Source organism: Pseudomonas sp. SIMBA_041, from assembly GCF_046535095.1.
Classification (GTDB): Bacteria; Pseudomonadota; Gammaproteobacteria; order Pseudomonadales; family Pseudomonadaceae; genus Aquipseudomonas; species Aquipseudomonas mucoides.
The window spans coordinates 493,434-519,455 of record NZ_JAWRXJ010000001.1; the positions used below are offsets into that span (position 1 = coordinate 493,434).

General features: G+C 60.7%; 21 protein-coding genes. 12 read left to right on the forward strand and 9 right to left on the reverse strand.

The genetic code is table 11. The annotated features are described in order from the left end of the window. Positions 1-49 precede the first annotated feature (49 nt). The 3 genes from SB725_RS02310 to SB725_RS02320 all read left to right on the forward strand — a co-directional run bounded on the left by SB725_RS02310 (position 50) and on the right by SB725_RS02320 (position 2,747). The gene (locus tag SB725_RS02310) at positions 50-832 is read left to right on the forward strand and encodes a sulfite exporter TauE/SafE family protein (protein ID WP_410921209.1); all 783 of its coding nucleotides are present in this window, start codon (positions 50-52) and stop codon (positions 830-832) included. A gap of 80 nt (positions 833-912) precedes the next feature. Further along, entirely contained in the window at positions 913-1,725 is an 813-nt protein-coding gene (gene lgt, locus SB725_RS02315) for a prolipoprotein diacylglyceryl transferase (RefSeq protein ID WP_059182002.1), read from the forward strand. A gap of 50 nt (positions 1,726-1,775) precedes the next feature. After that, a complete protein-coding gene (locus tag SB725_RS02320; RefSeq protein WP_027926515.1) occupies positions 1,776-2,747 on the forward strand; it encodes a thymidylate synthase in 972 nt (323 codons plus the stop codon). 121 nt (positions 2,748-2,868) lie between these two features. On the opposite strand, the gene cadR is transcribed toward SB725_RS02320, so the two are convergent. Beyond that, on the reverse strand, positions 2,869-3,318 hold the full coding sequence (gene cadR / locus SB725_RS02325) for a Cd(II)/Pb(II)-responsive transcriptional regulator (RefSeq protein ID WP_027926516.1): 450 nt from the start codon (positions 3,316-3,318) through the stop codon (positions 2,869-2,871). 85 nt (positions 3,319-3,403) lie between these two features. Between cadR and SB725_RS02330 the strand changes: the two genes are divergently transcribed. The 7 genes from SB725_RS02330 to SB725_RS02360 all read left to right on the forward strand — a co-directional run bounded on the left by SB725_RS02330 (position 3,404) and on the right by SB725_RS02360 (position 12,383). Continuing rightward, positions 3,404-5,665, forward strand: coding sequence for a heavy metal translocating P-type ATPase (locus SB725_RS02330; protein WP_410921210.1), 2,262 nt, complete (start codon positions 3,404-3,406; stop codon positions 5,663-5,665). Between the two features lie 16 nt (positions 5,666-5,681). Continuing rightward, the gene (locus SB725_RS02335) at positions 5,682-6,545 is read left to right on the forward strand and encodes a LysR family transcriptional regulator (RefSeq protein WP_027926518.1); all 864 of its coding nucleotides are present in this window, start codon (positions 5,682-5,684) and stop codon (positions 6,543-6,545) included. Positions 6,546-6,690: 145 nt separating this feature from the next. Further along, on the forward strand, positions 6,691-7,767 hold the full coding sequence (locus tag SB725_RS02340; RefSeq protein ID WP_194940457.1) for a putative 2-aminoethylphosphonate ABC transporter ATP-binding protein: 1,077 nt from the start codon (positions 6,691-6,693) through the stop codon (positions 7,765-7,767). Further along, on the forward strand, positions 7,767-9,491 hold the full coding sequence (locus SB725_RS02345) for a putative 2-aminoethylphosphonate ABC transporter permease subunit (RefSeq protein ID WP_410921212.1): 1,725 nt from the start codon (positions 7,767-7,769) through the stop codon (positions 9,489-9,491). The genes SB725_RS02340 and SB725_RS02345 overlap by 1 nt, the downstream gene beginning before the upstream one ends. 53 nt (positions 9,492-9,544) lie before the next feature. Continuing rightward, positions 9,545-10,570 carry a putative 2-aminoethylphosphonate ABC transporter substrate-binding protein gene (locus SB725_RS02350; protein ID WP_027926521.1) on the forward strand — a complete coding sequence of 342 codons (1,026 nt, stop codon included), beginning with the start codon at positions 9,545-9,547 and terminating at the stop codon, positions 10,568-10,570. Positions 10,571-10,692: 122 nt separating this feature from the next. Beyond that, on the forward strand, positions 10,693-11,826 hold the full coding sequence (locus tag SB725_RS02355) for a TIGR03364 family FAD-dependent oxidoreductase (protein WP_410921214.1): 1,134 nt from the start codon (positions 10,693-10,695) through the stop codon (positions 11,824-11,826). Continuing rightward, a complete protein-coding gene (locus SB725_RS02360) occupies positions 11,826-12,383 on the forward strand; it encodes a phosphonate degradation HD-domain oxygenase (protein WP_059182007.1) in 558 nt (185 codons plus the stop codon). Before SB725_RS02355 ends, SB725_RS02360 begins: the two co-directional genes overlap by 1 nt. Before the next feature lie 119 nt (positions 12,384-12,502). Here SB725_RS02360 and SB725_RS02365 read toward each other — a convergent pair whose 3' ends face one another. Both SB725_RS02365 and SB725_RS02370 read right to left on the reverse strand, forming a co-directional pair. Continuing rightward, a complete protein-coding gene (locus tag SB725_RS02365; protein WP_027926524.1) occupies positions 12,503-13,879 on the reverse strand; it encodes a GTPase/DUF3482 domain-containing protein in 1,377 nt (458 codons plus the stop codon). Continuing rightward, positions 13,872-15,251: a DUF2868 domain-containing protein gene (locus SB725_RS02370; RefSeq protein WP_059183048.1), complete on the reverse strand. Its 1,380-nt coding sequence runs from the start codon at positions 15,249-15,251 to the stop codon at positions 13,872-13,874. The genes SB725_RS02365 and SB725_RS02370 overlap by 8 nt, the downstream gene beginning before the upstream one ends. Before the next feature lie 85 nt (positions 15,252-15,336). On the opposite strand from SB725_RS02370, the gene SB725_RS02375 reads away from it, so the two are divergent. Then, on the forward strand, positions 15,337-15,849 hold the full coding sequence (locus SB725_RS02375) for a dihydrofolate reductase (RefSeq protein WP_059182008.1): 513 nt from the start codon (positions 15,337-15,339) through the stop codon (positions 15,847-15,849). A 122-nt stretch (positions 15,850-15,971) separates the two neighbouring features. Here SB725_RS02375 and SB725_RS02380 read toward each other — a convergent pair whose 3' ends face one another. Further along, positions 15,972-17,363, reverse strand: coding sequence for an L-cystine transporter (locus SB725_RS02380; RefSeq protein ID WP_410921216.1), 1,392 nt, complete (start codon positions 17,361-17,363; stop codon positions 15,972-15,974). A 242-nt stretch (positions 17,364-17,605) separates the two neighbouring features. Here SB725_RS02380 and SB725_RS02385 point away from each other — a divergent pair, with 242 nt between their 5' ends. Then, positions 17,606-18,661: a phosphorylcholine phosphatase gene (locus SB725_RS02385; RefSeq protein WP_027926528.1), complete on the forward strand. Its 1,056-nt coding sequence runs from the start codon at positions 17,606-17,608 to the stop codon at positions 18,659-18,661. A gap of 186 nt (positions 18,662-18,847) precedes the next feature. Here the strand turns inward: SB725_RS02385 and ilvD are convergent, their stop codons facing one another. The 5 genes from ilvD to SB725_RS02410 form a co-directional block, all read right to left on the reverse strand. Then, entirely contained in the window at positions 18,848-20,689 is a 1,842-nt protein-coding gene (ilvD, locus tag SB725_RS02390) for a dihydroxy-acid dehydratase (protein ID WP_027926529.1), read from the reverse strand. A 273-nt stretch (positions 20,690-20,962) separates the two neighbouring features. Further along, entirely contained in the window at positions 20,963-22,147 is a 1,185-nt protein-coding gene (locus SB725_RS02395; RefSeq protein WP_050590261.1) for an MFS transporter, read from the reverse strand. Then, positions 22,140-23,117: a diiron oxygenase gene (locus SB725_RS02400; RefSeq protein WP_410921217.1), complete on the reverse strand. Its 978-nt coding sequence runs from the start codon at positions 23,115-23,117 to the stop codon at positions 22,140-22,142. Before SB725_RS02400 ends, SB725_RS02395 begins: the two co-directional genes overlap by 8 nt. Beyond that, on the reverse strand, positions 23,114-24,193 hold the full coding sequence (locus tag SB725_RS02405; RefSeq protein WP_410921218.1) for a SagB family peptide dehydrogenase: 1,080 nt from the start codon (positions 24,191-24,193) through the stop codon (positions 23,114-23,116). Before SB725_RS02405 ends, SB725_RS02400 begins: the two co-directional genes overlap by 4 nt. Before the next feature lie 424 nt (positions 24,194-24,617). Continuing rightward, complete coding sequence (locus tag SB725_RS02410; RefSeq protein ID WP_410921219.1) at positions 24,618-25,814, reverse strand: class I SAM-dependent rRNA methyltransferase; 1,197 nt, start codon at positions 25,812-25,814, stop codon at positions 24,618-24,620. Between the last annotated feature and the right edge of the window lie 208 nt (positions 25,815-26,022).

Genomic DNA, 26,022 nt, shown 5'->3' on the forward strand with positions numbered 1-26,022 from the left:
GTTGCCCCCTCCATCCGTTACCATGCCCCCCTTCTTCGGGGATGCATCCATGGAATTTCTGCTTTACCTGGCGCTGGGCGCCTGCGCAGGCGTGCTGGCCGGGCTGTTCGGGGTCGGCGGCGGGATCATCATCGTCCCCGTGTTGGTCTTCAGTTTCACCTTGCAGGGCTTTGACGCATCGATCCTGACCCACCTGGCGGTCGGCACGTCCCTGGCGACGATTATCTTTACCTCGGTCAACGCCGTACGCGAACACCATCGTCGTGGCGCGGTGCGTTGGCCGATTTTCGTCTGGATGACCGTCGGCATTCTGATGGGCGCCGGTTTCGGCGCGCTGACCGCCGAAGCGATCTCCGGCCCGAACCTGCAGAAGATCATCGGCGTGTTCGCCCTGGTCATCGCCGCGCAACTGGCGCTGGACGTCAAAACTAAGGCCAGCCGAACGGTGCCGGGCAAACTCGGTCTGACCCTGGCCGGTAGCGTGATTGGCTGGGCCTCAGCGATTTTCGGGATTGGCGGCGGCTCCTTGACCGTGCCGTTCCTGACCTGGCGCAGTGTACCGATGCAGCAAGCCGTGGCCACATCGTCGGCCTGTGGTCTGCCGATCGCCTTGGCCAGTGCATTAAGTTTCATGATTCTGGGGTGGCACGATCCATTGCTGCCGGCCCATAGTCTCGGTTTTGTGTACTTGCCGGCGCTGCTGGGGATCGCCCTGACCAGCATGGTGTTCGCCCGTATCGGCGCGCGACTGGCCCACAGGCTGTCGCCGAAGTTGCTGAAAAGACTGTTTGCCGCTTTGCTGTTCTGCGTGGGCCTGAGCTTTCTGCTCTGACACGTTTCGCAATCCTGGCTTAATCCTGAGGTGGCAGCGTCACCCGGGAATTTTGGTTTCAACTCTAACGAGGAGTCGCAATGCTGCCTTACCCGCAGATCGACCCGGTGGCCCTGGCCATCGGTCCGCTGAAAATCCACTGGTACGGCTTGATGTACCTGATCGGCATTGGCGGCGCCTGGCTGCTGGCGTCCCGCCGGTTGAACCGGTTCGACCCGACCTGGACCAAGGAGAAACTCTCCGACATGGTCTTCTGGATGTCGATGGGCGTCATTGTCGGCGGCCGTTTGGGGTATGTGCTGTTCTACGATCTGCACGCCTACCTGGCCAACCCGACGCTGATTTTCGAAGTGTGGAAGGGCGGCATGTCGTTCCATGGCGGTTTCATTGGCGTGATGCTGGCGGCGTTGTGGTTTGGCAAGAAGAACAACAAGTCGTTCTTCCAGCTGATGGACTTCGTTGCACCCATGGTGCCGATCGGCCTGGGCGCCGGGCGTATCGGCAACTTCATCAACGCGGAGTTGTGGGGCAAGCCGACCGACGTGCCATGGGCGATGATCTTCCCGCCGTTCAGCGATCCGTCGCAGTTGCCGCGCCATCCGTCGCAGCTGTACCAGTTCGCGCTGGAAGGCGTCGCGCTGTTCCTGATCCTGTGGCTGTTCTCGCGCAAGCCGCGGCCGACCATGGCGGTATCGGGGATGTTCGCGCTGTTCTACGGCATCTTCCGGTTCATCGTCGAATTCGTCCGCGTACCGGACGCGCAACTGGGCTATCTGGCCTGGAACTGGCTGACCATGGGTCAGGTGCTCTGCGTGCCGATGATCGTCGGTGGTCTGTTCCTGATCTGGTTGGCGTATCACCGCGCCCCGGCGACCCCAGCGGCAGCCGTATAAATTCGAACCCCGGGGGCGACGGCCTCCGGGTTCAAGGACACAGGTAACTCATGAAGCAATATCTCGAACTGGTCGCCCACGTCATCAAGAACGGCACAAAGCAAGCCAACCGTACGGGCGTGAACACCATCAGCTTTCCGGGCGCGATGCTGCGTTACGACCTGAAAGAAGGGTTCCCGGCGATCACCACGCGCAAGATGGCCTTCAAATCGGCCATCGGCGAGATGTGCGGTTTCCTGCGTGGCGTGAACAACGCCGCCGAATTCCGTGCACTGGGCTGCAAGGTCTGGGACCAGAACGCCAACGAAAACGCGCAGTGGCTGGCCAACCCGTTCCGCCAGGGCGACGACGACCTCGGCGAGATCTACGGCGTGCAATGGCGTAAATGGCCGGCGTACAAGCAGATCCCGGTCAGCAACCAGGCCGCCATCGAGCAGACTCTGAGTCAGGGCTACCGCCAGATCGCGGAGGGTGAAGAAGACGGCCAGGCCTACGTGGTGCTGTACAAGGCGATCGACCAGATCCGCCAGTGCGTCGACACCATCATCAAGGACCCGGGCAGCCGCCGCATCCTGTTCCACGGCTGGAACGTTGCCCAGCTCGATGAAATGGCCCTGCCGCCGTGCCACCTGTTGTACCAGTTCCACCCGAATGTCGAGACCAGGGAAATCTCCCTGACCCTCTACATCCGCTCCAACGACCTGGGCCTGGGCACACCGTTCAACCTCACCGAGGGCGCCGCGCTGCTGAGCCTGATCGGTCGCCTGACCGGGTATACGCCGCGCTGGTTCACCTATTTCATTGGTGATGCGCACGTCTACGAAAACCACCTGGACATGCTGAATGAACAGCTCAAGCGCGAGCCGTTCCCGATGCCGAAACTGGTGATCAGTGATCGTGTACCGGAGTTTGCCAAGACTGGCGTGTATCAGCCGGAATGGCTGGAGTTGATCGAGCCGGGCGATTTCTCGCTTGAGGGGTATCAGCACCACGCGCCAATGACCGCGCCAATGGCGGTCTAAGCCTTAACACATAACCCTGTGGGAGCGGGCTTGCCCGCGAAAGCGGTTTGTCAGTCACATCAACGTTGGATGTGCCGCCGTCATCGCGGGCAAGCCCGCTCCCACAGGTTTTAGGGGGGCTTTAATGCCCGTGGCTTCTCCCGACATGAGAATGCTCAACCTCCGTCGCCACAACCCCGCCACTCACTTCCAACCGCTGCAAAATCCCGCACTGATCAATCTCCGGCCCTTCGCCACAGCGTTGGCGCAGGTCGAGCAGTTGTGTCTGCAATGCCAATAACCCATCAATCCGCGCCTTGACGTGGTGAATGTGCTCATCGATCAGCGCATTCACGCTTTCACACTGATCCTGCGGGCTGTCGCGCAAGGCCAGCAGGCTGCGGATCTCTTCGAGGGTCATGTCGAGGGTGCGGCAGTTGCGGATGAAGGTCAGGCGTTCGGCGTGGGCCTGGGTGTAGACGCGGTAGTTGCCGTCGCTGCGGGCCGGTTCCGGCAGCAGGTTTTCGCGCTCGTAATAGCGGATGGTTTCGACGGCGCAGTCGGTGAGTTTGGCCAGTTCTCCGATCTTCATGACGGCAATCTCCAAATGGGTGCTTGACCCTATAGTGGCTACAGGGTCTTTACTTGGCAACAGGCACCTTCATGGACGCGACCCGATGAGCGATTCCCGACACACCCACACACACGAGGCTGGGCACGATCACAGCCACAAACTGCAGCCTGTGCAGAAACATGAGCATGGCGGGCACGGTGATTCCTGCTGTTCCGCCAAAGTGGCGGCGCCATCGCTGATCAAGTTGAGCGAAACGCCAACCGCCGGTGCGCGGCTGAGCAGCTTCCGCATCGACGCCATGGACTGCCCGACCGAGCAGACGCTGATCCAGAACAAACTGGGCAAGCTTGCGGGTGTGCAACAGCTGGAATTCAACCTGATCAATCGGGTGTTGGGCGTGACCCACGACCTGCCGAGCACTGCGCCGATCATCGAGGCGATCAAGTCGCTGGGCATGGTGGCCGAACGGCTGGAGCAGGGCGTCGAAGCGCCCGCGCCGATCCCCGAGAAAAAGCACTGGTGGCCTCTGGCACTGTCCGGCGTGGGGGCGCTGGCGGCAGAAGTGATCCACTTCACTAGCGCCGCGCCGGACTGGGTGGTGGCGATCATCGCGCTGATTTCGATCCTCAGTGGCGGCCTCACCACTTACAAGAAAGGCTGGATCGCGCTCAAGAACCTCAACCTGAACATCAACGCGTTGATGAGCATCGCGGTCACCGGCGCGATCCTGATCGGGCAATGGCCGGAAGCGGCGATGGTGATGTTCCTGTTCACCGTGGCCGAGTTGATCGAAGCCAAATCGCTGGACCGGGCGCGTAACGCCATTGGCGGCTTGATGCAGATGACCCCGGAACAGGCGACGGTGCAGCAAGCCGACGGCAGCTGGGTCACGCAAGAGGTCAAAACCATCGAGCTCGGTGCGCGAGTGCGGGTGCGTCCCGGCGAGCGGATTGGCCTGGACGGCGAAGTCGTGTCGGGCAGTTCGACCATCGATCAGGCGCCGATCACGGGCGAAAGCCTGCCGGTGGAGAAGACCGTCGGCGACAAAGTTTTCGCCGGCACCATCAATCAGGCGGGGTCTCTGGAATATGCGGTGACCGCAGCGGCCAACAACTCGACGCTGGCGCGCATTATCCACGCCGTCGAACAGGCTCAGGGTGCCCGGGCGCCGACCCAGCGTTTCGTCGACCAGTTTTCCAAAATCTACACCCCGGCGGTCTTCATTCTTGCTCTGGCGGTCGCGGTCATTCCGCCGCTGTTCATGGGCGCCGTCTGGTTTGACTGGATCTATCGCGCGCTGGTGTTGCTGGTGGTGGCTTGCCCATGCGCGTTGGTGATTTCCACTCCGGTGACCATCGTCAGCGGCCTCGCGGCGGCGGCGCGCAAAGGGATTCTGGTCAAGGGCGGCGTCTATCTGGAGGGCGGTTACAAGCTCGATTACTTGGCCTTGGACAAGACCGGCACGATTACCCATGGCAAACCGGTGCAGACCGATTATTTGTCGCTTGAGCCCACCGCAGACGCCACTGCCCCGGCGATTGCCGCAGCGCTGGCCGGTCGCTCGGATCACCCGGTGTCGCTGGCCATTGCCAACGCGGCTGCCGATAAACAATTTGCGCCGCTGATTGTGGATAACTTCGAAGCGCTGGCCGGTCGCGGTGTGAAGGGGCAAGTCAACGGCCAGACCTACCACTTGGGCAATCATCGTCTGGTCGAAGAGCTGGGCCTGTGCTCGCCGCAACTGGAAGAAAAACTGTTCGCGCTGGAGAAGCAGGGCAAGTCCGTGGTGCTGCTGCTCGACCCGTCGGGTCCGCTGGCGCTGTTCGCCGTGGCCGACACCGTTAAAGAGAGCAGCCGTGAAGCGATCCGCCAGTTGCATGAGCTGGGCGTGAAAACCCTGATGCTCACCGGCGATAACGTCCACACCGCGCAGGCGATTGCCGCACAAGTCGGTATCGATGAGGCCAAGGGCGACCTGCTGCCGACCGATAAACTGCAAGCCATCGAAGCCCTTTATGCACAGGGCCATAACGTCGGCATGGTCGGCGACGGCATCAACGACGCGCCGGCGCTGGCCCGGGCCGAGATCGGCTTTGCCATGGCGGCGGCCGGTACCGATACCGCCATCGAGACCGCTGATGTCGCCTTGATGGACGACGATTTGCGCAAGATTCCGGCGTTCATCCGCTTGTCGCGCCAGACCTCCAGCATCCTGAAACAGAACATCGCCCTCGCTTTGGTCATCAAGGCGATCTTTCTTGGGGTAACCTTCGCCGGGATCGCTACCATGTGGATGGCGGTGTTCGCCGACATGGGCGTGAGCCTGTTGGTGGTGTTCAATGGTTTGCGCCTGTTGCGCAAATAAGCGATGAGGAGCGGGTGTGCTGAGTGCCGAGCTGAAGGCGTTTTACATGGTGGCCCGCCTGGGCAGCATTACCCTGGCGGCGAAGAAGCTTGGCCTGAGCCAGCCCACGGTGACGACGCAGATCCGCCATCTGGAAAGTCAGTACTCGGTTGAACTGTTCTACCGTGGCGGCCGCCGCCTCAGCGTCAGCGAAGAAGGCGCGCGGCTGCTGCCGATGGTCAAGGCATTGTTGCAGCAGGAAGCCGACATCGAGTTTTTCCTGCGCAACAGCGGTCAGGTCCAGGGCACGTTGCGCATCGCGGCCACGGCGCCGTATTACATCCTTGATCTGGTGAAGGCCTTTCGCGAGCGCCTGCCGCAAGTGGAAGTGTCGGTGGAAATCGGCAATTCCCAACAAGTGCTCGAAGCGCTGGAGGACTACCGGGTGGATGTCGCGGCGTCCTCGCAATTGCTCGACGATGCGCGGTTGATTCGCCGGGTGCTGGGCAGCGATCCGTTGGTGTTGGCGGTGCATCGCAATCATCCGCTGGCGGTTCACGACCATGTGCCGCTGAGCGCATTGGCCGGGCATACGTTGTTGATGCGCGAATCGGGCTCGACCACTCGGCGTCTGACGGAAGAATTGCTGGCCAGCGCCGGGGTGAGTTTCGGGCCGCTGCTGGAGATTGGCAGCCGTGAATCGATCCGGGAGGCGGTGCTGCGCAACATCGGCATCAGCATCATTGCCCGGCAGGAAGTGCCGCACGATCCGCAACTGCGGGTGCTGACCATCGAGAATGCGCCGCAGATTCCCGAGTACCTGTATTGCCTCAAGGAGCGCAAAGGCGCGCGGCTGCCAGCGGCGTTTCTCGGGTTGGCGCAGGAAATGGCACCTGCCTGATGATCGTTTCCCACGCAGAGTGTGGGAACGATCGACGGTGAACCAAAATCCCTGAATACCACTATCAGCCATTTTTGCCTCACTGCCACATGACGGACGCATTGCATCCCTAGGATGGCCTTCATCTGCTTGATGAGGCCTGTCCATGAACCACTCGATCGCAACTGCCCTGACCAACCCCGGCGCCCCGATGAAGGTGCGCGGCGTACAGAAACGCTTCGGCGCCTTTACTGCGCTGGATAACGTTTCCCTCGACGTGGCGGCCGGCGAACTGGTGTGTCTGCTGGGCCCGTCGGGTTGTGGCAAAACCACCTTGCTGCGCTGCATCGCCGGCCTGGAAAAACAGGACAGCGGCGAGTTGTACCTCGGTGATCGCGACGTTTCCCACTTGGCCCCCCAGGCGCGGGACTACGGCATTCTGTTCCAGTCCTACGCACTGTTCCCCAATCTCACCGTCGAAGCGAACATTGCCTACGGCCTCGCCGGCAGCGGTCGCGACGAAGTGCGCAAGCGTGTCGGTCAGATGCTGGAACTGGTCGGCCTGATCGGCAGCGAGAAAAAGTACCCCGGCCAATTGTCCGGCGGCCAACAGCAACGCGTCGCCCTGGCTCGGGCCCTGGCGCCGGCGCCTTCGTTATTGCTGCTGGACGAACCGATGTCGGCACTCGACGCCCGGGTTCGCGAGCACCTGTGCACCGAACTGCGCCAATTGCAGCGCAACCTTGGCATCACCACCCTGATGGTCACGCACAATCAGGACGAAGCCATGCTGATGGCCGACCGCATCGCCGTGATGAACAACGGCAAGGTCGAGCAGTACGCCACGCCGCAGGAAATCTACGACCGTCCGGCCACGCCGTTTGTGGCGGAGTTCGTCGGCCAGGGTAACTGGCTGCCGTTTCGCCGCAGCAGTGACAGCCACGCCCAGGTCGGCGGGCTGAACATGCGCCTGGCCGATGGCAGCGCAAAAACTGCGTCGGGCCGTTTGTTCTGCCGCCCGGAGGCGATCAACGTCAACCCGCTGGTGCATGAAGAAAACCTGTTCCCGGCCAAGGTTCGCGAGATTACTTTCCTCGGCAACCGCTGCCGCATGAGCTTCGAACTCGACCAATTGCCGGGCCATCCGTTGCTCGCCGAACTGGCACCGGAAGCCATGCCGCGCCTCGGCGCCCAGCAGATCATGGTTGCCTTGCCGCCGCGCAGCCTGCAGGTGTTTGCCTGATGAGCGCGAACATCGCGCTGCCGATACCGCACAAGCAGGTTCGGCAGACCTCCCGTGCCGAAATCGGCGACCGGGTGTTCGTGGTCGGCGGCAAAGTCCTGTTGCTGGTATTGCTCGGCGTCGCGGTGTTGATGCCGTTGCTGGCGATCTTCTGGCGCGGCTTCAGCTCCGAAGCCGGGCAGGGCGGTGGTCTGGTGGCCGCACGGGAGTTGGTCACCAGCGAAAATTTTCACTGGCTGTTGGGTAATAGCCTCAAGGTTTCCCTCAGCGTCGCGGCGATTGTCGTACCGCTGGCCTATCTGTTTGCCTACTCCCTGCAACGCACATTGATTCCCGGCAAAGGCATCTGGCGTGGGATTTCGCTGCTGCCGTTGATGGCGCCGTCGATGCTGCCTGGTATTGCACTGGTCTATCTGTTCGGCAACCAGGGCATGTTGCGTGGTTTGCTCTCGGACAACATCTACGGCTTCTGGGGCATTGTGCTCGGCGAGGTCATCTACACCTTCCCACACGCCTTGATGATCCTGCTGTCGGCGCTGTCCCTGGCGGATGCGCGACTGTTCGATGCTGCCTCCAGCATGGGTGCGAGTCCGGCAAAAGCTTTCCGCAGCATTACCTGGCCGGCGACGCGTCAGGCTGTGTTCGCCGCGTTCTGCCTGGTGTTTACGTTGACCATCACCGACTTCGGCGTGCCTGTGGTGGTCGGTGGCGACTACCAGGTGCTGGCGCTGGAAGCCTATAAAGCGGTGGTCGGCCAGCAGCAATTCGGTCGCGGCGCGTTGATCGGCATGGTCCTGCTGTTGCCGGCGCTGTTCAGCTTCGGCGTCGATGCGTGGTTGCGTCGACGTCAGGGCGACGCCATGAGCGGGCGTGCGCAAGTCTTCAAACCCGCGCCATCGAAACTGCGCGACGGCTGCTACCTGGGCATCGTGTTGCTGATCAGCGCGGCGTTGCTGTTGGTGTTCGGCATGGCGATCTTCTCTTCGCTGGTCAAATTCTGGCCGTACAACCTGTCGCTCTCGCTCAACCACTACCAGTTCAACGACACGGCGGGTGGCGGCTGGCTGGCGTATAGCAACAGCGTGAAGATGGCGTTGTGCACGGCGTTGATCGGCAGCGTGCTGATCTTCACCGGCGCTTACCTGATGGAAAAAACCAAGGGCCAGCGCGGACTGAATCTCACCTTGCGCATGCTCAGTTTCGTACCGATGGCGGTGCCGGGACTGGTGCTGGGCCTGGGTTACGTCTTCTTCTTCAACCTCACCGGCAACCCGCTGCATGTGCTTTACGGGACCATGACCTTGCTGGTGGTCTGCACCATTGCTCACTATTTGACCACCGCGCAGATGACCGCCACCACCGCACTGCGTCAGCTCGACGCCGAGTTTGAAGCCGCCGCGCTGTCGCTCAAGGCGCCGCTGTATCGACACTACCTGCGCGTCACCGTGCCGATCTGCCTGCCGGCGCTGCTGGACATCGTGCGCTACCTGTTCGTCTCGGCCATGACCACTGTCTCGGCGGCGATCTTCCTCTACAGCCCCGACACCATCCTCGCGGCGGTGGCGGTGCTGAACATGGACGACGCCGGCAACGTCGGCGGCGCGGCGGCGATGTCGACCCTGATTCTGTTCACCTCGGCGGGTGTGTCCCTGCTGCTGGCCTGGGCCTCGCGCGGTTTGCTGCGCCGTTCCCAAGCCTGGCGGCAGACCGCGCCTGGCCACTGATTCTGCCCGTGACTCAACCCTCAAGCCTCAACTCAAAAAACAGGAAAACGATCATGTTCAAGCCCCTGGCCCTGGCCGCTGCTGTTCTCTCCGCTTTTAGCCTGAACGCCTTCGCGGCGAAAACCGAGTTGACGGTGTACACCGCCCTCGAAGCCGAGCAGTTGACCGCTTACAAGGCCGCTTTCGAAAAGACCAACCCGGACGTCGAGATCAAGTGGGTACGTGATTCCACCGGCATCATCACTGCCAAGTTGCTGGCCGAAAAAGCTCGCCCACAAGCCGACGCCGTCTGGGGCCTGGCCGCTTCGAGCCTGGCGATCCTCGACCAGCAAGGCATGCTGCAAAGCTACGCGCCGAAAGACCTGGGCAAAATCGGCGGCAACTACCGCGACGCCGCCAACCCACCCGCCTGGGTCGGCATGGATGTCTGGGCCGCGACCATTTGCTTCAACACCGTCGAAGCCGAGAAGCAGGGCCTGAGCAAACCCGTGAGCTGGCAAGACCTGACCAAGCCTGAGTACAAAGGCAAAATCGTGATGCCTAACCCGGCCTCGTCCGGCACCGGCTTCCTCGACGTCAGCGCCTGGCTGCAAACCTTCGGCGAGAAGCAGGGCTGGCAGTACATGGACGACCTGCACCAGAACATCGGCCAGTACGTTCACTCCGGCTCCAAGCCTTGCAAACTGGCGGCTGCCGGCGAATTCCCGATCGGTATTTCCTTTGAATATCCGGCCGTGCAGCTGAAGCGCCAAGGCGCACCGCTGGACATCATCCTGCCGAAAGAAGGCCTGGGCTGGGAGATCGAGGCAACGGCTGTGATCAAAGGCACGCCGCATGAAGAGGCGGCGAAGAAACTGGCTGACTTCTCGGCAAGCCCTGCGGCGATGGAGCTCTACAAAGAGAACTTCGCGGTACTGGCTCAGCCGGGTATCGCCAAGCCGCAGACTGAATTGCCGGCGGATTATGAGCAGCGTCTGATCAAGAACGACTTTGCCTGGGCTTCCAAGAACCGTGACGAGATCCTGACCGAATGGCGCAAGCGCTATGACGGCAAGTCCGAGAAAGTGGTTGCCAAGTAACCGACTCACATTCTGTGGCGAGGGAGCTTGCTCCCGTTGGACTGCGCAGCAGGCCCATTTTCAGGGCCGCTACGCGCCCCAGCGGGAGCAAGCTCCCTCGCCACAAAAAGCGGGATTACGCCATGACACAACACAACGACCTGCTGATCGTCGGCGCCGGCATCCTCGGCCTGTCCCACGCCTACGCCGCCGCCCGACGCGGTCTGAAAGTCACCGTCTTCGAACGCAGCGAAACGCCCTTGGGCGCCTCGGTGCGCAACTTCGGCCAGGCCCTCGTCACCGGCCAGCCGCCGGGCCCGATGCTTGAACTGGCCAAGGCCAGCCGCGAGATCTGGGGCCAATGGGCACAACTCGCCGGCCTGCAACTCAAGCGCAACGGCTCATACCTGTTCGCCCGCACCGAAGCCGAAGAACACCTGCTGGAAGCGTTCTGCGCCGGTCGCGCCGTGGAGCACAGCTACCGCGTCGAACTGCTGCGCGGCGCTGCCTTGCGTGATCTGTACCGCGGCCAGTTCACCCATCACCGCGCCGCGTTGCACGGGATGGACGATCAGCAGTTGTATTCCCGCGAAGCCATTCCGGCGCTGATCGACTACCTGCACCGCGAACGCGGCGTGACCTTTCACTTTTCGACCCTGGTCCGTGACATCGAACCGGGCCGCTTGCACAGCACCGCCGGCACTTTCAGCGCCGAGCAGATCATCGTCTGTTCCGGCCACGATTATCAGACGTTGCTGGCCGAACAGATTGCAGCACTCAACCCGCAAATCTGTCGCCTGCAAATGCTTCGCGCCCGCCCGCAGATCAACCTCAACCTGCAACACGCGTTGCTCACCGGTTTGAGTTGCGTGCATTACGGCGCCTTTGCCGATCTGCCGGAAGCGGCGGCGGTGCAGGCGCAAATTCTGCGAGACGAGCCGCACCTGCATGACAACGGCATTCACCTGCTGATCAGCCCGACGCCGTACGGCGAATTGATCATCGGCGACTCCCACCATTACGGCAGCGATCCATCGCCGTTCAACGCCGAGCAAGTGGACGACTGGATGATCGAACTGGCCGAACAGACGCTGGGCTGCAAGGTGCAAGTGATCGAACGCTGGCAGGGTGTCTATGGTTCACGGGGGCCGGGGCCGTTTTCGTTCCTGCGTCCGGCACCGGGATTGAGCGTGGCGCTGATGCACACCGGCGTCGGTATGAGCGTCGGGCCTGCAATGGCTGAACGTAATGTGGCGACTTTGTTGGGAGAGCGGTGATGAGCAACCACGAACAGGTGATTGCCGACGTGTTCGGTCTGTACGAGCGTTTTGGCGACAGCGACTACATCGGCGAACCGGTGTCGCAGATCGAGCACATGTCTCAGGCCGCACAATTGGCGATGGCCGAAGGCTTCGATGATGAAGTGGTGTTGGCTGCTTTTTTTCACGACATCGGGCACATCTGCGCCGAAAGCACCGAGAACATGGGCGGCTTTGGCGTGGTCAGCCACGAACGACTAGGTGCCGATTACCTGCGCCGTGCCGGTTTCGGCGAACGCATGGCGCGACTGGTGGAATACCACGTGCAGGCCAAGCGTTATCTGACGCTCAAAGAGCCGGGGTACTACGAGCGCTTGAGTGAGGCCAGCCGTCGCACGTTGGAGTATCAGGGTGGAGTGATGACACCGGCTGAGGCCGAAGCCTTCGAACAGGACCCTCTGTGCGAGGTCAGTTTGCGCATGCGGCAGTGGGATGAGTTGGCCAAGGGCATGGGCGTACCGGTGATGGACCTTCGTCTCTTGAAAGAAAAGGCGGCGCGACTGTTGGCGGAGTAGAGCCTCATGACCAGGTGGCTGCCATCGCGAGCAGGCTCACTCCTAGAGGGGGAACGCATTCCCATGTGGGCGCGAGCCTGCTCGCGAAGGGGCCGCCCAAACACCCCAGGCATCAAGGCTCACAACTGCTGCGCCAATACCTCTACCTGCTCCTGCCTTTGCGCCTGATTCAACTTCACCTGTGGATTCAGCGACGACCACTGCGGATGCGCCCGCGCCTTGTTCAGTGCCTCGGGTAACTTGCCTTCGCGCCAGGTCTTGTCCTGGGGCGTGGCGACCTGAATGCTGTCCATGGCCGCATGCCCGCGCGCGTTCAGCGCCTGCAACAGCTGACGCTGACGCAACGCCAACAACCGCAATACGCTGTCATCGATGGTCAGTTCTCGCTGGCCTTTGATCTTGCCGATTAACCGGCTGCCATAGCTGCGCGCGGTTTGCAGTGCGCCACCGGCAATCGCGCCGGCCAATGCTGCCGCACCCAGGGTCAGGCCGCCCACCAGCAAGTCGACCCCGGCCCCGGCTGCCGCGCCAGCGGCGATCCCGCTGCCGACCCGTACACCCAGCTGTTTCAAGGTTTCCGGGTTAAACAAATCATCGCCCCAACGGCCATCGAGCAGCGGTAAATCACTGGCCGCCGCATCCTGTGGGCGAAAGGCGTAAAGCTTGAGCAGCGCTTCAACGCAGCGTTGTTCGCGCTGGCGCACGGCTTTGTGCAGTTCGCTGATGGCGTGCCGTTCCTGCTCTGCATCGCTGGCGACGCTGCGTCGGCAGGCGGCGCAATCAATCAACAATTCGGCAATCAACCGGACTGCACTCTGATGACGGGCGAGGCGCTGGGCCTGTTGATCGGCGATCAAGCGTTCAAGCTGTTCACGGGAATTTTCCAGCAGCAGCGCGAGGCTTTCATAGAGGCGACGTTCGCCATCCTCCGGCGGTGCGACGCTGTCGAAACGCACCAGTGCATGCAAGCCCAAACGCGCCAACGCTTCACGCCAATCCGGCTCGCGGTGGTTGGCGCTGCTGACAAAATTCAGCACCGGCAGCAGCGGCTTGCCACAACTGGCCAGCACTTCCAGTTCGTCGCGGTACTTGGCCAACACCGGTTCGCGAGCGTCGATCACGTAGAGGCCGGCGTCGCAGGTGAGCAGTTGCCGCAGCACTTTGGCTTCCTGCTCAAAGCGCTGCCGGGCTTCGCTGCCCTCAAGGAATCGCGCCAGGCGCGCCGGGCCGTCGAGGCGTTCGCCGGGACGCTCCAGGCGTTCGAGGTAGTCGAGCAGGGCGATGGCGTCTTCGAGGCCGGGGGTGTCGTAGAGGTCGAGCAGCGGCTCGCCCTCCACCGACAAGCGTGCGCCTTCGACGTGACGCGTGGTGCTGGGACGATGGGACACTTCGCCGAAGCCGACATCGCGGGTCAGGGTGCGCAGCAATGAGGTTTTGCCGACGTTGGTGTGGCCAACCACAGCGAGCTTCAACGGGGCCTTCCAGGCGTTACTCATGACCGGTCTCCAGCCAGTTCATCGGCGCACAATCGGCGAACGGCAACTCCAGTTGCTGCAATGCGACGTGCCAGTCACCCAGCCGTTCGGCGTCCAGCGCTTCGCCGGGTGGCGCTTGCAGCAGCCAGACGCGAGTGGCGGCAGCATTGCGCGCCAGTTCGGCGATCAGCGCCAGGCTGCCGCGGTCCGGCGAGCGCCGCGGGTCGCAAGCGATGAGCAGGCGTGCGGGCGGAAAGCGGCTCAATTGTTCGAGGAGTCGGTGGCGCGATTCACGGCTGTCGAGTATTCCGGCGTTGCCCACGGTCTTCGGCAATTGCGGTGGCCACGGGCGTTGGTCATCGAGTTCGATGGCGACCAGCAGGGCACCGTCGCTTTGCTGGTCGGTGACACCGCTTTCGACGCGATGCAGTTTCTCCGGTGCGGCGTCGCTGATGCCCAGGCGTTCGCTGGTGGGCATCAATCGCTCGCGCAACTGGGCGTAGCCGGGCAGGTTCAGGTCCAGATGCAGTTTTGCCTGGCCGGTTTTCCAGCGCCACCGACAAAACAGCATCAGCAGCAAACGCGGCAGCACACCGTAGATCAACAGGACGCCAACCAGCCAGGCGGCCCAGGCCTGTCGAGCACTTTCGATGTTCAGCGCGGCATCGCCGCTGGCGCGGATCATTTCCACGGTAGGCACGCTGAAGCCGAGCAGGGCCGGGAGCGCGCCGAGGGCCTGAGTCATGGCGACGAAGGTGTCGCCGCTCAGAATGGTGGTTTCCCAGACGAAGCCGTAGCGTCGGGTCGCCATCAGCGTCAGCAGAATCGCCAAGGCGCTGAGCATCGCCAGCAGCCACAAACCGTTGATTAGCGTACCGACCGCCCAGCGATTGAGTTTGTGCCGTTGCAATAACAGCAGGAGGGCCGGGGCCAGTTGCGCGGCTTTGGCGTCGCGGGCGAGTTTTTCGCTGAGCCACAACCATAAGCGCCCGAGGGTGGCGCCGTGTTCACCCGCGAACATCAGGCCCAGCGCCCAGCTCAGTAACAGAATCAGGTTCAGCCCGAGCAGACTGCCCAGGGCCCAGAACACATTCACCGGGGTTTGCCCGTCACCCATAGCGGCGAAAGCCAGACCGGCACCGCTCACCACGGCCAGCACCGCCATCACGATCAGCGCCAGTCGCGCACCTTGCAGCCAGTGTTGCAGGGCGTTGGCCAAACCATCGCGTTCGGCCAGCCACACGGCCCGCCGTTGAATCCGTGTCGACAAGTCACCACCAGCACTTCGGGCCAGTCGGTTGGCTTCCGTGTCTTCCAGCGGGCCGGCGTGTTCTTCACGCAGACGCACGGTTTCGGTCAGCCAGAGATTTTGCAGTCCAGTCAGTTCAGTCACGCGCGATCCCATCGCTCCATTGAGCTGTGAGCATAACCGCTGTGGCGCTTATCGGGGTACGGATGGCTCTGGTATCCTCGCCGGCATGACTAAATCACTTCCCCTCAGCCTGATCGCAGCCCTCGGTGAAAACCGCGTGATCGGCGTCGACAACAGCATGCCCTGGCACTTGCCGGGGGACTTCAAATACTTCAAGGCCACCACCCTGGGCAAGCCGATCATCATGGGGCGCAAGACCTGGGATTCCCTCGGTCGGCCGCTGCCGGGCCGGTTGAACATCGTGGTCAGCCGTCAGGCGGACCTGGTGCTGGAAGGCGCCGAGGTTTACCCGTCGCTCGAAGCCGCGGTGGTTCGCGCCGAAGAATGGGCGAAGGCGCAGGGCGTCGATGAGCTGATGCTGATTGGCGGCGCGCAGTTGTATGCGCAGGGGATGGCGCAGGCGGACCGGTTGTATCTGACCCGCGTGGCGCTGAGCCCGGAAGGGGATGCGTGGTTTCCGGAGTTTGATTTGGGCCAGTGGAAATTGGTGTCCAACACCCCGAATCCAGCTGAAGGCGATAAGCCGGCATACAACTTCGAAGTCTGGGAAAAAGCCTAAAAGCATCGCGGGCAAGCCCGGCTCCTACAGAGGTTTGAGGTGAAACACACAATGTGTGAGCACCACTGATCCCTGTGGGAGCCGGGCTTGCCCGCGATGGGGCCGGTCCTGTTGATGAAGACTTAAGCGTGAGCCAACTCCGAATGCTCATCCGCATCCAGCAATTCTTTATCCGTCTGCTGCATGATCTGGCTGGTAATCGCCCCCGCCGTCATCGATCCACTGACGTTCAGCGCCGTGCGTCCCATGTCAATCAGCGGTTCGACCGAAATCAGCAACGCCACCAGTGACACCGGCAAGCCCATCGCCGGCAACACGATCAACGCGGCGAATGTCGCCCCGCCGCCCACACCCGCCACACCGGCCGAACTCAGCGTCACGATCGCTACCAACGTCGCGATCCATAGCGGGTCCAGCGGGTTGATGCCCACGGTCGGCGCGACCATCACCGCCAACATCGCCGGGTACAGACCGGCACAGCCGTTCTGGCCAATGGTCGCTCCGAACGACGCGGCGAAGCTGGCGATGGATTGCGGAATACCCAAACGGCGGGTCTGTGCTTCGATGCTCAACGGAATCGTCGCCGCGCTCGAGCGGCTGGTGAACGCAAACGTCAGCACCGGCCAGACTTTGCGGAAGAACCGCAACGGGTTGATCCCGGCCGCCGACACCAGCAGACCATGGACCACAAACATCAGGCCCAGGCCGATGTAGGACACCACGACAAAACTGCCGAGCTTGATGATGTCTTGCAGGTTGGAACCGGCGACCACTTTGGTCATCAGCGCCAGCACGCCGTACGGGGTCAGTTTCATCACCAGGCGCACCAGACGCATCACCCAGGCTTGCAGGGTGTCGATGGCGTTGATCACTTTCTGACCTTTCTCGACGTCATCCTTGAGCAATTGCAAGGCGGCGACGCCGAGGAAAGTCGCAAAAATCACCACGCTGATGATCGAGGTCGGTTTGGCGCGCGCCAGATCGGCGAACGGGTTTTGCGGGATGAACGAGAGCAACAGCTGCGGCACGTTCAGGTCCGCTACCTTGCCGGCGTAGTCGGTCTGGATGGTTTGCAGGCGCGCCATTTCCTGGGTGCCGGCCACCAGGCCTTCGGCGGTCAGGCCAAACAGGTTGGTCAGACCGATGCCGATCAACGCCGCGATGGCGGTGGTGAACAGCAGCGTGCCAATGGTCAGGAAGCTGATCTTGCCCAATGACGACGCATTGTGCAGACGGGCCACGGCGCTGAGGATCGAGGCGAACACCAGCGGGATCACGATCATTTGCAGCAACTGCACGTAACCGTTACCCACCAGATCGAACCAGCCGATCGAGGCTTTCAGGACCGGATTGCCGGCGCCATAAACGGTGTGCAGCGCCACACCAAACACCACGCCCAACACCAGGGCGAGCAGGACTTTTTTTGCCAGGCTCCAGGTGGTGTGGCGGGTTTGTGCCAGGCCAAAAAGCAGGGCAAGGAACACCAGCAGATTGAGGATCAGCGGCAGATTCATAAAAACTCCGATCAGACATGTGCCAGCTACCTTCCGGGGCAGCCGCGAACCGGAAAGCCTAACAGCTTGATATCTAATGAATTAATACCAAAATCAGAGGTGAACTGTCGTTTTTGGAATAAGCCGGTGTCGCTGTCGGGGATGCAGCTGGCGCGATGGGTACGGTAACGGTCGCTGACAGACGAGGACTGTCACACTTATTTGTTAGCGTCGATGTCTTTCACATTCAGGGAGAGTCGTCGATGAAATTCATACCAAAAATGCTGGCTGCAGCCATTTGCCTGGGCCTTGCGGGCCAGGCATTCGCCACCGATTTGAAACACTGGCCAGCCGATCAGGCCAAGGCGCTGGATGCAATGATTGCCGCCAACGCCAACAAAGGTAACTACGCGGTGTTCGACATGGACAACACCAGTTACCGCTACGACCTCGAAGAGTCGTTGCTGCCCTATATGGAGAACAAGGGCCTGATCACCCGCGACAAACTCGACCCTTCCCTGAAACTGATTCCGTTCAAGGACACTGCTGACCACAAGGAAAGCCTGTTCAGCTACTACTACCGCCTCTGCGAAATTGACGACATGGTGTGCTACCCATGGGTTGCGCAAGTGTTCTCCGGCTTCACCCTTAAAGAACTCAAAGGTTATGTCGACGAGCTGATGGCGTCCGGCAAACCGGTGCCGGCTACTTACTACGACGGTGATGTGGTCAAGAAACTCGACGTCAACCCGCCGAAAGTCTTCACCGGCCAGGCTGAGCTGTACAACAAGCTGATGGAGAACGGCATCGAGGTCTATGTGATGACCGCCGCCTCCGAAGAGCTGGTGCGCATGGTCGCTTCCGATCCGAAGTACGGCTACAACGTCAAACCGCAGAACGTCATCGGCGTGAGCCTGCTGCTGAAGGATCCGAAGTCTGGCGAGCTGACCACCGCGCGCAAACAGATCACCGCCGGCAAGTATGACGAGAAGGCTAACCTTGGCCTTGAACTGACCCCGTACCTGTGGACCCCTGCGACCTGGATGGCGGGTAAGCAAGCAGCGATCCTGACTTACATCGATGAGTGGAAAAAACCGGTCCTGGTTGGCGGCGACACCCCGAGCAGCGATGGTTACATGCTGTTCCACAGCGTCGACGTGGCCAAGGGTGGCATTCACTTGTGGGTTAACCGCAAGGACAAATACATGACCCAGATTAACGGCATGATGGCCAAGAATGCGGCGGCCCAGGCCAAGGAAGGGCTTGAGGTTACGGCGGACAAGAACTGGGTGATCGTGAAACCGGAAGAGATCCAGTAAAGGTAAACGCACGGTCCATGTGGGAGCTGGCTTGCCTGCGATAGCCTCGACGCGGTTAGTCAGATAGACCGAGTTGTCCGCATCGCAGGCAAGCCAGTTCCCACCGTTGATCTCCAGTGTTTGGGGGATCGTGGTCAAAAAAATGCCCCGCACTTGGCGGGGCATTTTTATTTCTGCGATTGACGCTTACAGCCCGTCGAGCATCGCCTTGTTACGTACAGCACCCTTGTCGGCGCTGGTCGCCAGCAGGGCGTAGGCTTTCAGTGCGGTGGTCACCTTGCGTGGACGTTTTTCCACAGGCTTCCAGCCTTTCTGATCTTGCTCGGCACGACGCCCGGCCATTTCTTCGTCGCTGATCAACAGGTTGATCGAGCGGTTTGGAATGTCGATCAGCACTTTGTCGCCGTCCTGCACCAGACCAATCGCACCGCCCGCTGCTGCTTCTGGCGAAGCGTGGCCGATGGACAGGCCCGAGGTGCCGCCGGAGAAGCGGCCGTCGGTGAGCAGGGCGCAGGCTTTGCCCAGGCCTTTGGATTTCAGGTAAGACGTCGGGTACAGCATTTCCTGCATGCCCGGGCCGCCTTTCGGGCCTTCGTAACGAATGATCACGATGTCGCCGGCCTTCACTTCGTCAGCGAGGATGCCGCGTACGGCGCTGTCCTGGCTTTCGAAGATCTTCGCGTTGCCTTCGAAGACGTGGATCGACTCGTCGACGCCCGCGGTTTTCACTACGCAGCCATCCAATGCGATGTTGCCGTAGAGGACGGCCAGGCCGCCTTCTTTCGAGTAAGCGTGCTCGACGCTGCGGATGCAGCCGTTTTCACGGTCGTCGTCGAGGGTTTCCCAACGGGTCGACTGACTGAACGCGGTTTGCGTCGGAATGCCTGCCGGGCCGGCCTTGAAGAAGTGATGCACCGCTTCGTCGTCAGTCTGGGTGATGTCCCACTTGGCAATGCCTTCGGCCAGGGTCTTGCTGTGCACGGTCGGCAGGTCGGTGTGCAACAGGCCGCCACGGGCCAGGGAGCCGAGGATGCTGAAGATCCCGCCGGCACGGTGCACGTCTTCCATGTGGTACTTCTGGATGTTCGGCGCGACTTTGCACAGTTGCGGCACGTGACGGGACAGGCGGTCGATGTCGCGCAGGTCGAAATCGATCTCGGCTTCCTGGGCCGCGGCCAGCAAGTGCAGGATGGTGTTGGTGGAACCGCCCATGGCGATGTCCAGCGTCATGGCATTTTCGAACGCCTTGAAGTTGGCGATGTTGCGCGGCAGTACCGACTCGTCGTTCTCGGTGTAATAACGCTTGCACAGCTCGACGATGGTGCGCCCGGCCTGCAGGAACAATTGCTCACGGTCGCTGTGGGTGGCCAGGGTCGAACCGTTGCCCGGCAATGCCAGGCCCAGGGCTTCGACCAGGCAGTTCATTGAGTTGGCGGTGAACATGCCGGAGCACGAACCGCACGTCGGGCAGGCGCTGCGCTCGTACTCAGCGACTTTCTCGTCAGAAGCGCTGGAGTCGGCGGCGATCACCATGGCGTCGACGAGGTCGAGACCGTGGCTGGCCAGTTTGGTCTTGCCGGCTTCCATCGGGCCGCCGGACACGAAGATCACCGGGATGTTCAGGCGCAGGGACGCCATCAACATGCCAGGGGTGATCTTGTCGCAGTTGGAGATGCAGACGATGGCGTCGGCGCAGTGGGCGTTGACCATGTACTCGACGGAGTCGGCGATGATCTCCCGGCTCGGCAGCGAATACAGCATGCCGTCGTGGCCCATGGCGATGCCGTCATCCACGGCGATGGTGTTGAATTCTTTGGCTACACCGCCGGCGCGTTCGATTTCGCGGGCGACCAGTTGGCCCAGGTCCTTGAGGTGGACGTGGCCCGGTACGAACTGGGTGAAGGAGTTGGCAATGGCGATGATCGGCTTTTTGAAGTCGTCATCTTTCATCCCCGTGGCGCGCCACAGTGCGCGGGCGCCGGCCATGTTGCGACCGTGGGTGGATGTTTTCGAGCGGTAATCAGGCATGAAGCACTCCGGGCGGTTAATCAGTTATCAAAAGGGAAGTGAGCTTCTATTGACGTCTGGAACACTCAGAAATGGCCGTGTGTCCGGAAGTTGCCGATAACTTTGCGGGATCGCCGCGCGCTTCAGCTTGAGCTCATAAACCCGCCGGGGGATGACTGGCGATGAATGTCGCGATTCTACACGGCTGGCGTCAGGAGGGAATGGCTGCCGCTTTGGAGATAGTGCTGACAAGACGTGTGGACAGGGTTGTCGGCATGTTGCCCTGATGCGCAGTTAGCGGCGACTGATCAGGGCGTTCAGGCCGATACCCACCGCACTCAAAATCAAAAAGCACACGGCCAGGGCCGTGGTCAGGTAGGCGCTGGCCAGGTTGATCACGGCGCTGATCAAGCCGCCACACATGAAAATCAGCAGGCTGCCGGCCGAGGTCGCGGTACCCGCGTATTGGGGGTAGAGGCTCATCGCCCTGGAGTTGGCGATGGGGCGGCAAATGGTGGTGCCGGCAGTACAGATCAGCATGGGAATCAGCACCGTGGCGGCGGACAGGCCAAACTGCCAGACCAGCCATGGCATCACCAGGCCCGAGAGGGCAATCAGGCCCAAGCCGATATTGATTTGCCTGTCGCCCTCCATATGGCGATGCAGGAGGCTGGCGATAATTCCGCCGACCACATACGCGACGCCGTACAGCAACAGCGCCCAGGCGAACTGATAGGCGGAAAGCTTCAGGTGCTCCATGAACAGGAGTGGGGAAATGACAATGAACGAGAAATGGCAGGCGAAGGCGAGACCGGATATCAGCCAGTAACCCGTAAAGCGGATGTCGCCAAGCAGCAGCCAATAAGCGCCGAAGATTCGCCGGGGCGATGGAACACTGCTACGGCTTTCTTTCAGCAGGAAGCAGGACCTCAACCAGACAATAATGGCCAGGCCGATGAACACATAAAAACTGCCCTGCCAGCCCACATGCAACTGTAGCCAGGTGCCGATCAGCGGCGAACTGGAAATGAATATCCCGCCGGCGGTTGCCATCCAGATTCGCAGTCGTTCCAGTTCGCGGCCGAAGAACAGGTCCTGGACCAGTGCCTGTGACAAGGCAAACGACCCGCAGCCCATCGCCTGTATAACGCGAAAGAACAGAAACCAGGCGTAATCGCTGACGAGCAGACAACCTGTTGCACCCAGGGCAGCCAGAGCAATTCCCCCTAGCAGCAGTTTTTTGCGGCCGAACCTGTCGGACAGCGGCCCGATCAGCAGCAGTGAAAACGCCAGGCCGATGGCAAAGAGGCTGACGGACAACGCTATATCGACAGGCGTAGTGCGGAAGTGGTCGGAGAGCGCGGGAAAGGAAGGAAGCACGACGTCGAGGGGGAAAACAGCAAGCAGCGTCATGGCCATCAACAGAATGACCATGGCCCGGCTTTCTTTGACCTGGGTTGCGTCGATAACACTATTCATCAAGAAGCCCGGCTTTGGTGAAGAGTTTCCGGTTGTAAGGCAGGTCGAAGAACCCGGCGTTTTTCAGGGCGCTCAGGGTCGCGCTGGCGCCCGAACGGGTCCGTTGCAGAGTGGCATGCGCATCGGACAGTCCTTCAGTGATTTCCAGGCAGACTGTCTCCCTGAGGCCGACACCGCGAAAGCTTGCCCTCAGCCAATGCTCATCGATCTCAAAGAAAACCCGAATGAGCTCCGGGAGCAGACCCGCGCAGAACAGGCGTTGGGCGCTGGTCAGGTGCAGCCACAGATAATGGAACACTTCGCAGAAATAGCGACTGTGTCGCGCCTCGTCGGCGAGGTGGTCCCTGAGCATTTCCTGAACGCCGTCCACCAACGCATCGCGACAGATGTCGAGCAGATCCTTGGCGATGATTGTCTCGGAGACGAAACCGGTGAGGAACCAGGCCAGCGGCTTGTGCTTGTCAGGTGTGCGCTCGAGCAGGGCGTGCAGCCGGGTGATTCGCTGCGGCATGACGGGCCGATCGAACATGCCGTAGAACGCGGCAATCTGCTCGGCGAGGCCATTGGAAAAGAGGGCGTGATAGCCCTCGTCGGTGTAGAGCTGCAGCGCAGCGTTTTTCATCCGCGGGGGAATGCTCACACCGAGTTCGTCATGGACGATGGTTTCGACAGATCGATTAACGATACGGTGTTCGAGCAAGGTGGTGTAGTCGAGGAAATACACCAGATGATTGGCCGACAGTCGATGAGTGATCGCCCGGCCCTCGTCTTTGACGGCCGGGTGGTTCAAATACGGCAGGAAGGCGGGCGGGAACCAATGCCGGGTTTCCAGTTGCTGTTCAATATCGGGCGGCAATAAATAGGTGTGTTTGCTGGTTCGCACCGCGGCGCGGTTATCCCAGTCGCCGAGGGTAAAGCGATCGGCCCAGCCAGTGGGAAGTGTTGCCTGTTCAAGGCGGGTGTCGGTCATGATTGCGGGGCCTTTCGGTTCAGCAACGTTTTCAGTTCCTTGCACAGCACGTCCCCGTCGCTGTTGCCGCAACCGACAAAAAACAAAGGCTGTTCTGCGCTGTCATTGAGGCCGAGCAGCGTCTCGACCTGATCATCGGTCAGGGCGCCGGTCAGCCAGGTGTTAAAGCCGAGCGAGGTGGCCACCAACTGAAAGGTCTGGGAAATATGCCCGGCTTCAACGTAGGCCATTCGATAGGCGCGTGAGTGTTCATATTTCCACCACAGTTTGTCGAATCGACTGGTGATGAACAGGCCCACCGGCAGGTTATTGATGAAGTGTTGCCCGCACAGCAGTTGCCCCAGCGGTCGACCTGGCAGCGGGTTGACGAAGCTCAACGCATGTTCGCTTGGATGGTAGGCATAGAGCCCAGGTTTCAGGCCGCTGACGTTTTGTACGAGCAGGAAGCCTTCACAGGCGTTTAGCCCACCCCCGGAGGGGCTGGTGCGGCGGGCGCCAAGTCCTTCGGCGATGCTTTCGTCGACGTCGTCCTCACGTTCTCGCAAGTAACCGAGGGACAAGTAGAGCAACGTGCTGACCGCTTCGAGTGAGAGGGGCTCGCCGGTGAAGGTTCGGCAGGTTTTTCGGTCAATCAGGGTATTTGCCAGAGTGCTTTGCGGCAGGCATCCAGGTTTCGGCAATGAAATCTTTTCGTCTGCCAGACGTTCCGCCAGACGGGTGTCCGGGGGCGGTGTGGCCAGTACTTCGCTGCAATGGTTCAGATATTCTCTGGACCATTCATGAATATCTTGTGGGGTATGTTGGCAAGGGATGTTCTTGGTGCCGATATGGAATATTTTCGACAGTTCATCCCAGCCCCATTCAATAAGAGTGGGGGGGGATGTTGTGAGTATTCCTGCTTCGAGAAGTTGGGTGTCTATACTGTTGTTGTGATTGAATTTGTTCGGGTTGTTGGTCAGTTCTGCCAGTCGGGTTGAATAGTCAAGATTCAGTTCGTACTGTTTGTGATTTTTATAATCCCATACTATTTGATCGGGCGTGCGCGGAAGTATGAAGAGATAAGGGTTTATCTGCATGATGGGCGGTTCACTCTGGGGTTTTTCTTAGAGAACGCTGGGTAGCCGGCACTCCCCAGCGCTTCATTTACTTAGCGGGCTTTCGGCGCAACCAGAAAAGCCAGGTTGGCGATGGTGTTTGCTTCCAGAGTAATTGCTTTCATGTTTGTAACTCCTTGTCATTGATAATGAGCGTCACTTCAATGTGACAACTCAATCATAGTTGGTAATGAATTCTTATCAAGGAGAGATTGAGTAGGAATGTTCTAGTTATTCTGTCGGATCAATCGAAATGACACCTGAATTTTGTAAGGCATATTCTCCAAAGTGCAAAGCACAGAGAAATGTCCTGCAAGTCGAAAGGATTGCAAGTGTAGGAAGTTGTAGAAATTAATATCGAGTAATAGAACGGGGAGCCGATGGGCTCCCCGTCAAACCGGCGTGATCAGCTGTTTGGCAGCAGGCGGCAGGTGATGCTCTTGATGTAGCGGGTTTCAGCGATGGCCGGGTGAACCGGGTGGTCCGGGCCCTGAGCGCCGCGCTCCAGCAACTGGATGTTGCGGTCCAGGTGACGCGCGCTGGTCAGCAGGATGTTTTGCAGGTCATCTTCGGGCAGGTGCATCGAGCACGAAGCGCTCACCAGGATGCCGTCTTTGCTGAGCAGGCGCATGGCTTGCTCGTTCAGGCGACGGTAGGCGCCTTCGCCGTTCTTCATGTCTTTCTTGCGTTTGATGAACGCCGGCGGGTCGGCCACGATCACGTCGAAACGTTCTTCGCTGGCTTTCAGCTCTTTGAGGGCTTCGAACACGTCGCCTTCAATGCAGGTCATTTTGTCGGCGAAACCGTTCAGCACGGCGTTACGCTCGACGCCGTCGAGGGCGAAGGCCGACGCGTCGACGCAGAACACTTCACTGGCGCCGAAGGCGGCCGCTTGTACACCCCAGCCACCGATGTAGCTGTACAGGTCCAGTACGCGTTTGCCTTTGGCATACGGGGCCAGGCGTGCACGGTTCATGCGGTGGTCGTAGAACCAGCCGGTTTTCTGGCCTTGCATGACCGGTGCTTCGAATTTCACGCCGTTTTCTTCCAGCGCTACCCACTCCGGCACCAGGCCGAACACGGTTTCGACGTAGCGGTTGAGGCCTTCGGCATCACGGGCGGCGGAGTCGTTCTTGAACAGAATGCCGCTTGGCTTGAGCACTTGGGTCAACGCGGCGATCACGTCTTCTTTATGGGCTTCCATGGTCGCCGAGGCGATCTGCACCACGAGGATGTCGCCAAAACGGTCGACCACCAGGCCTGGCAGCAGGTCGGAATCGCCGTAGACCAGGCGATAGAACGGCTTGTCAAACAGGCGATCGCGCAGCGACAGGGCGACGTTGATACGGTGGACGAGCAACGACTTGTCCAGCGGCAACTTGATGTCGCGCGACAGCAGGCGGGCGCAGATCAGGTTGTTCGGGCTCATGGCAACAATGCCCAGCGGTTTGCCGCCGGCGGCTTCGAGGATCGCCTGATCACCGGCCTTGAAGCCGTGCAATGGGGTGGCGGCGACATCGATTTCGTTGCTGTAGACCCACAAGTGGCCGTTTCGCAGGCGACGGTCGGCGTTGGCTTTGAGGCGCAGGCTAGGCAGGGACATGACGTCGCTCCGGAAAAAAGAGCGGGAGTATAGCGTGTTGCGCAAGGCCACGGTTTGGTGGATGGACATGCGGTGAAGGTCGCGCCAAAGATGAAACTTCAGCAGATGCGCCCTCCAAGGTGTCGGATCCAACTTTTAGAAGCTAGAATCTGCGCCTGGCCCAGAGTGTGTACTTATGTCCCAAGAGCTGACTACCGAACAGATCCAA

What these genes read in the sequence shown, in the direction of transcription:
- SB725_RS02310 (WP_410921209.1), top strand. Translation starts at nt 50, where the DNA reads ATGGAATTTCTGCTTTACCTGGCGCTGGGCGCCTGCGCAGGCGTGCTG.
- lgt (WP_059182002.1), top strand. Translation starts at nt 913, where the DNA reads ATGCTGCCTTACCCGCAGATCGACCCGGTGGCCCTGGCCATCGGTCCG.
- SB725_RS02320 (WP_027926515.1), top strand. Translation starts at nt 1,776, where the DNA reads ATGAAGCAATATCTCGAACTGGTCGCCCACGTCATCAAGAACGGCACA.
- cadR (WP_027926516.1), bottom strand. Translation starts at nt 3,318, where the DNA reads ATGAAGATCGGAGAACTGGCCAAACTCACCGACTGCGCCGTCGAAACC.
- SB725_RS02330 (WP_410921210.1), top strand. Translation starts at nt 3,404, where the DNA reads ATGAGCGATTCCCGACACACCCACACACACGAGGCTGGGCACGATCAC.
- SB725_RS02340 (WP_194940457.1), top strand. Translation starts at nt 6,691, where the DNA reads ATGAACCACTCGATCGCAACTGCCCTGACCAACCCCGGCGCCCCGATG.
- SB725_RS02345 (WP_410921212.1), top strand. Translation starts at nt 7,767, where the DNA reads ATGAGCGCGAACATCGCGCTGCCGATACCGCACAAGCAGGTTCGGCAG.
- SB725_RS02350 (WP_027926521.1), top strand. Translation starts at nt 9,545, where the DNA reads ATGTTCAAGCCCCTGGCCCTGGCCGCTGCTGTTCTCTCCGCTTTTAGC.
- SB725_RS02355 (WP_410921214.1), top strand. Translation starts at nt 10,693, where the DNA reads ATGACACAACACAACGACCTGCTGATCGTCGGCGCCGGCATCCTCGGC.
- SB725_RS02360 (WP_059182007.1), top strand. Translation starts at nt 11,826, where the DNA reads ATGAGCAACCACGAACAGGTGATTGCCGACGTGTTCGGTCTGTACGAG.
- SB725_RS02365 (WP_027926524.1), bottom strand. Translation starts at nt 13,879, where the DNA reads ATGAGTAACGCCTGGAAGGCCCCGTTGAAGCTCGCTGTGGTTGGCCAC.
- SB725_RS02375 (WP_059182008.1), top strand. Translation starts at nt 15,337, where the DNA reads ATGACTAAATCACTTCCCCTCAGCCTGATCGCAGCCCTCGGTGAAAAC.
- SB725_RS02380 (WP_410921216.1), bottom strand. Translation starts at nt 17,363, where the DNA reads ATGAATCTGCCGCTGATCCTCAATCTGCTGGTGTTCCTTGCCCTGCTT.
- SB725_RS02385 (WP_027926528.1), top strand. Translation starts at nt 17,606, where the DNA reads ATGAAATTCATACCAAAAATGCTGGCTGCAGCCATTTGCCTGGGCCTT.
- ilvD (WP_027926529.1), bottom strand. Translation starts at nt 20,689, where the DNA reads ATGCCTGATTACCGCTCGAAAACATCCACCCACGGTCGCAACATGGCC.
- SB725_RS02395 (WP_050590261.1), bottom strand. Translation starts at nt 22,147, where the DNA reads ATGAATAGTGTTATCGACGCAACCCAGGTCAAAGAAAGCCGGGCCATG.
- SB725_RS02400 (WP_410921217.1), bottom strand. Translation starts at nt 23,117, where the DNA reads ATGACCGACACCCGCCTTGAACAGGCAACACTTCCCACTGGCTGGGCC.
- SB725_RS02405 (WP_410921218.1), bottom strand. Translation starts at nt 24,193, where the DNA reads ATGCAGATAAACCCTTATCTCTTCATACTTCCGCGCACGCCCGATCAA.
- SB725_RS02410 (WP_410921219.1), bottom strand. Translation starts at nt 25,814, where the DNA reads ATGTCCCTGCCTAGCCTGCGCCTCAAAGCCAACGCCGACCGTCGCCTG.